General features: G+C 61.3%; 6 protein-coding genes. 5 read left to right on the plus strand and 1 reads right to left on the minus strand.

All coding sequences use genetic code 11. The annotated features are described in order from the left end of the window. Window positions 1-181: hypothetical protein (locus tag VL003_RS06015; RefSeq protein ID WP_325440584.1), on the plus strand; the 181-nt coding region annotated here is incomplete at its 5' end. Then, a complete protein-coding gene (gene miaA / locus VL003_RS06020; protein WP_325440586.1) occupies window positions 178-1,122 on the plus strand; it encodes a tRNA (adenosine(37)-N6)-dimethylallyltransferase MiaA in 945 nt (314 codons plus the stop codon). The genes VL003_RS06015 and miaA, both read left to right, overlap by 4 nt. Here miaA and purM read toward each other — a convergent pair. Then, on the minus strand, window positions 1,115-2,164 hold the full coding sequence (gene purM, locus VL003_RS06025) for a phosphoribosylformylglycinamidine cyclo-ligase (RefSeq protein ID WP_325440588.1): 1,050 nt from the start codon (window positions 2,162-2,164) through the stop codon (window positions 1,115-1,117). The genes miaA and purM overlap by 8 nt on opposite strands. A gap of 77 nt (window positions 2,165-2,241) precedes the next feature. Between purM and hda the strand changes: the two genes are divergently transcribed. The 3 genes from hda to pcnB all read left to right on the plus strand — a co-directional run. Continuing rightward, window positions 2,242-2,949: a DnaA regulatory inactivator Hda gene (gene hda / locus VL003_RS06030; RefSeq protein WP_325440590.1), complete on the plus strand. Its 708-nt coding sequence runs from the start codon at window positions 2,242-2,244 to the stop codon at window positions 2,947-2,949. Then, on the plus strand, window positions 2,946-3,647 hold the full coding sequence (locus VL003_RS06035) for an HAD family hydrolase (protein WP_325440592.1): 702 nt from the start codon (window positions 2,946-2,948) through the stop codon (window positions 3,645-3,647). The genes hda and VL003_RS06035 overlap by 4 nt, the downstream gene beginning before the upstream one ends. Window positions 3,648-3,656: 9 nt before the next feature. Beyond that, the coding region (pcnB, locus tag VL003_RS06040; RefSeq protein WP_325440594.1) for a polynucleotide adenylyltransferase PcnB at window positions 3,657-4,463 on the plus strand (807 nt) is incomplete at its 3' end.

Genomic DNA, 4,463 nt, shown 5'->3' on the forward strand with positions numbered 1-4,463 from the left:
AGCCACCATGGCCTGCCACGGTTCAGTGCGTGCCAACCGCCGCCTGACGCTGGACGAAATGAACGGGCTTCTGCGCCAGATGGAACGCACCGAACGGGCCGACCAATGCAACCACGGGCGCCCGACCTGGATACACTGGAAGCTTGGCGAGCTGGACCGATTCTTTCTGCGCGGCCAATGAGCACACCCATCGTATGTATCGCCGGCCCCACCGCAGCCGGCAAAAGCGCGTCCATACTGGCGCTTGCCGCCGACTGGCCGGTAGAAATCATCAATGTCGATTCCGCCACCATTTATCGGGGCATGGATATCGGCACGGCCAAGCCTTCGCATGAAGAGCGCGCGCGCATCACGCACCATTTGCTCGACATACGAGACCCCGCTGAAAGCTATTCAGCCGCGGCCTTTTGCGAAGATGCTTTGCGCCTGATCGACGAGATTCGGGCGCGCGGCCATATCCCGGTGCTTTGCGGCGGCACCATGCTGTATTACAAGGCGTTGCGCGAAGGCCTGGACGATCTGCCGCGCGCCGACCAGGCCCTGCGCGATGAAATCGAAGCGCGCGCGCAAACGTTGGGCTGGCCCCAATTGCATCGTGAATTGGCCGTGGTCGACCCTGCCACCGCGCAGCGACTGGCCCCCAACGACAGCCAACGAATACAACGCGCCCTGGAAATTTTCCACCTTGCCGGCCGGCCCATGTCCGAGCTATTGGCCAAGCGCCCTGTTCCTGACGATGAGCGCTTTCGCTATGTCACCATCAGCCTTGAGCCTTCCGACCGACTTGCCCTGCATGAGCGTATAGGCCGGCGATACATGGCCATGATCGATCAGGGCCTGGTTCAAGAGGTGATCGGGTTGCACCAAAGGCCTGATCTGCATGCGGGCCTGCCCTCGATGCGCTGTGTCGGATACCGTCAGATATGGGAGCACCTGGACGGGCGCGGCAGCCTGAATGAAGCCATTGAGCGAGCCATTGCAGCCACCCGGCAATTGGCCAAGCGCCAGCTAACGTGGCTAAGGTCGCAGCCTGACAGGATTCAGGTGGACTGCCTGGCGCCCGATGCGGCAAGCCAGGTAAAAGACCAGGCTCGCCGCATTCTGGAAGACGGTTTTAGATAACAACAGTTTGAGGCGCGCCCAGGGCCTGACCCACAATGCGACCGATGACGCTGACCTGCTCGCCGTGCTCGGCCAGGGTGGCAGATACTGCGTCGGCCTGATTGGCCGGCACCACAATAACCATGCCGATGCCGCAGTTGAACACACGATGCATTTCAGCATCGGCCACGCTGCCGTTTTGCTGCAGCCAGGAAAAGAGTTCGGGCATGACCCACGCATCGCGGTGCAGCTCGGCGGCCAGGCCCGGCTGAAGAATGCGCGGCACGTTGTCCAGCAAACCACCACCGGTAATATGCGCCAGGCCCTTGATGGCGGCAGTGTGCTTGCTCAGCGCAGCCAATACCGACTTCACGTAGATGCGCGTGGGCTCCATCACGACGTCGGCCAACGGTTTGTCGCCCAGCTCTTGAGTCGGACGCGCATTGGCGTGCGTGAGTATCTTTCGCAAGAGCGAGAAGCCGTTGGAGTGGGCGCCGCTGGATGCCAGGCCCAACACCACATCGCCCTCGACAATCGACTTGCCGTCGATGATGAGGGATTTTTCAACGGCACCCACGGCAAAACCCGCGAGATCATATTCGCCGTCGGGGTACATGCCGGGCATTTCGGCGGTTTCGCCACCGATCAGAGCACAGCCGGCCAGCTCGCAACCGCGGGCAATACCGCCCACGACACTGGCTGCCGTGTCGACCGAAAGCTTTCCGCAAGCAAAGTAGTCAAGAAAAAACAGGGGCTCGGCACCTTGCACGAGAATGTCGTTGACGCTCATGGCGACCAGGTCGACGCCCACCGTGTCGTGGCGCTGCCACTCGAACGCCAGGCGCAGCTTGGTGCCCACGCCGTCTGTTCCGGCCACAAGCACGGGTTCGTTGAACCGTTTGGGCACCTCGAACAGCGCGCCGAACCCGCCGATGCCGGCCATGACGCCGGCCCGCATGGTTTTGGCCGCCAGCGGCTTGATTCGGTCGACAAGCGCCTCGCCGGCGTCAATATCGACCCCGGCGTCGCGGTAGGTCAGGGAGGCGGAATTTTTGGTAGTCATGAGAAAAGCCGTGGGATATGTAAGAATTGCGTGTTGAACTGAATCACTCAGCGCATTTTACGCTTTTACCCCCGGCAATGCCCCGACAACTCATTCTCGATCTTCTGCCTCCTCCGCCTCCTACGCTGGACAACTTCGTCGTGGGCAAGAACGCGCCCGCCCTGGATGCGCTGCGCAACTTGCAGCCCGGGCGTGCCATTTATCTGTGGGGCTCGCCCGGTTCGGGTCGCAGCCACCTGTTGCGCGCCACCGCCGAACCGGCACAAGCACAGTATATGGACGCCGTCACCGCCGAACAGACGCTTCGCGAGCTTTCTGAACAAGACCACGTCGACCCGCGCCTGATAGCCATCGACGATGTCGAACAGTTCAGCCCCGGCGCCCAATCAGCGCTATTTGCCTTGTACAATCGCTGGCGTGAGGCGTCGGCGACCTCCCGGGCCTTTGCCCTGGTTCTGGCCGGCGACCGGGCTCCGATGGCCATGCCTTTGCGCGAAGACCTTCGTACCCGGCTCGGATGGGACCTTACCTACCGTCTCGAACAGCTCTCCGACGACGACCGCGCCCAGGCGCTGCAGGCCCAAGCCACCGAGCGAGGCCTGCAACTGGCTCCCGAAGTCGTCAACTGGGTGCTGACGCACTACACCCGTAACATGAGCCACCTTAGCACGCTGCTCAATGCGCTCGACCGTTATTCGCTCGAACGACACCGGGCCATTACTTTGCCCCTTTTGAAGGATCTGCTGGCGACGCCTTCGTCGCCGGATGACACGAAAATCGTATGACCACCCCACGAAACCTGGCCCTGTTTGATCTGGACCACACACTGCTGCCGCTCGATAGCGACTATCAATGGGCCGACTTTTTGGCGCGTACCGGCCGGGCCGGCGACCCGCAAGAGGCCCAACGCCGCAATAACGAACTGATGGACCGCTACAACGCCGGCGACCTCACTGCTCAAGAAGCGGCAGAGTTCATGCTGGGCCTGCTGGCCGCGGCAACCCCGTCCGATCTGCAGCAGTGGCATGCCGTTTTCATGAGCGAAGTCATCGAGCCCAACATACTTCCGGCGGCAAGAGCACTGGTCAATCAGCATCTTGATCGCGGCGATCTGTGTGCGATCGTTACGGCCACCAACGAGTTCGTCACCGCCCCCATTACGCGTGCCTTCAATATTCCGCACCTCATTGCCACCGTGCCGCAAATGCACGAAGGCCGCTACACAGGCGCCATTCAGGGCGTGCCCAGCTTCAAGGAAGGCAAGGTCACCCGCGTGAACACCTGGCTGGCTGATCAGGGTCTGGCCTTGCAGGATTTTGAGCAAAGCTATTTCTACAGCGACTCGTCCAACGACCTGCCGCTGCTCGAAGTAGTCACCCACCCCATCGTCACCAACCCCAGCGCCACATTGAGGCAGATCGCGCAAGCACGCGGCTGGCTGATCCTGGATATTTTCAAGGACATGCAGGACGCAAAGTCCTAAAATACGCCCATGCTGAAAGAGACAATAAAAAACTTTGTCGGTCGTCTGTTCTCGAACTCGGCGCGCGGCCCCGAACGCTTCGCGCGCGATAAGCACGGCATCGACCGGCGCAATGTCTCGCGCCATGCCGTCAAGGTCTGCGAAGTACTGCAGCAAAAAGGCTACGACGCCTACATTGTGGGGGGCGCGGTACGCGACCTGATCATCGGGCTCGAACCCAAAGACTTCGACGTGGCCACCAACGCCACGCCCGAACAAATTCGCCCCCTGTTCCGGCGCGCCCGCATCATTGGCCGTCGCTTCCGTCTGGTTCATGTGGTGTTCGGTCAAGAGATCATCGAAACGTCCACCTTTCGGGCACCGGCTGCAGCCGGCGACGAAGATACCGATGAACACGGACGCATCCTGCGCGACAATCTTTTCGGCACCCACGAACAAGACGCCGCACGACGCGACTTCACCCTGAATGCGCTGTACTACGACCCTGTAAAAGAAGAGGTCATCGATTATCACCGCGGTGTGCCCGACCTCAAAAATCGTGTCGTGCGAATGATCGGCGACCCGGAAACCCGCTACCGCGAAGACCCCGTGCGCATGCTGCGCGCCGTGCGTTTCGCCTGCAAGCTGAACGGCACCGTCGACCCTGCCACGCTCGCACCCATCCGCCGCCTGGCTCCGCTTATCCAGAACGTTCCGGCTTCGCGCCTGTTCGACGAAATGCTCAAGCTGCTCACTTGCGGCCATGCCATGAGCTGCCTTCGTCAACTGCGCGAGCTGGGGCTGCATCAAGGCCTTTTGCCGTTCATCGACACGCTG

The sequence above is a fragment of the Pusillimonas sp. genome (assembly GCF_035515275.1).
Taxonomy (GTDB): domain Bacteria; phylum Pseudomonadota; class Gammaproteobacteria; order Burkholderiales; family Burkholderiaceae_B; genus Pusillimonas.